The organism is Corynebacterium sp. PCR 32 (assembly GCF_037464985.1).
Lineage (GTDB): Bacteria > Actinomycetota > Actinomycetes > Mycobacteriales > Mycobacteriaceae > Corynebacterium > Corynebacterium kroppenstedtii_D.
Window position 1 is genome coordinate 1 of the sequence record NZ_JBAHVL010000010.1, and the last position, 1,200, is coordinate 1,200.

A 1,200-nucleotide genomic window follows, 5' to 3' on the forward strand; every position below is an offset into this window, starting at 1 on the left:
TGGTTGGTGAGTTGGGTCGTGCGCGTGCCTGTATTGAGGCTAATTCTGGGCAGGCGGCTGTGGGGGCGGCGGAGTGTTGCCTTGCGGTGATGCGCACGGCTGATGTTTTTGCTGAGAATGCCACGGCGATGCATGCCAGTGTGGCCCAGTTGCCGCATATTCGGACCTCTGCTCGTCGGGTGGTGGAATCTATTCATCGTGATCAGGTCGCTGCCCTGGCTGCGGCGTCGTCGCCAGGTGATAAGCAGCGTATACGTGATAGTGCCCGGGCAGAGACCCGGGATTTTATGCATGGCGCCTACCAGCAGATGCTGGATGCTGCCATGCCACCGTTGCGGAATTTGGCGGTGAAGCCTGTAGTGGGTCCTGGGGGAGGGAGTGCGGATGTGGGAGCCGCGCAGACGGTAGCCACCCCGCAGGTGTCTGCCTCACCGGTGGCCCCCATGGGAACCACCACAGGCAGCCCCACACACCATGTCGTCGGTGGCGCCACACCTGGTGGTGGGGTTGGTGGGTGGTCAGGTGGTTCCACACCCGGGGCAGCACCAGTGACCGGCAGTGGCAGCCCCACACCGGTGGTGGGGTCTGGTGTGACGCCTGCGGGTACTAGTGTGTCACCGGGTGGGGTGCCTGTGGCTAGAGGACGCCCATCTGTGACGACACCTAGTGCTACTGGTGATGCGGTGGTGGATGGTGGTTTTACTCCGCGCACCGTTCCACCTGGGCAGGTGGGACAGGTGGGGCAGGTTCGTCCTGGTTTTTCCCGCACTGGTGGTGATCGTGGGGGGGATTGTTGTTCATCGTGTGGCCCCGGGCCCGGCCCCGGGGATGAGTGGGCATCGTCTCTCATCGGTGTCTCATACACCCGGTGGGGTTGGTGCCGGTGATACGCCAGGGCGTGTCCCTCACACCACCGGCGGCGGCGGTGGTGGGGTGGAACCTATTAGTGGCCGCGGGACTGGTGGATGGTCTGCTGAGCGTGGTGCTTCCGGTGGGGTGGGCAGGCCCGGGCACGCACCAGGTGGTGAGCACACCCCGGGTGGGTCATCTGGTTCTTATGGACGCGCTGGTGTGGGCTCATCGGTGGTGGATGGTGGTCATGGTGGTGTGCGGGGTGCGGGTATGGGCCCTGCGGGTGTGGGGTCATCTGGTGGTCAGCGTGGCCGGGGTCAGCGTGATCGGGAGCGTACGGGCAGCCAC

Annotated in this window: 2 pseudogenes; both read left to right on the forward strand. The window is 65.1% G+C overall.

Annotated elements, in window-relative coordinates:
- Positions 1-887 (forward strand): annotated as a pseudogene (locus V5S80_RS09315) (hypothetical protein); the annotation flags it as partial.
- A pseudogene (locus V5S80_RS09320) lies at positions 853-1,200 on the forward strand (hypothetical protein); the annotation flags it as partial. The pseudogenes V5S80_RS09315 and V5S80_RS09320, both read left to right, overlap by 35 nt.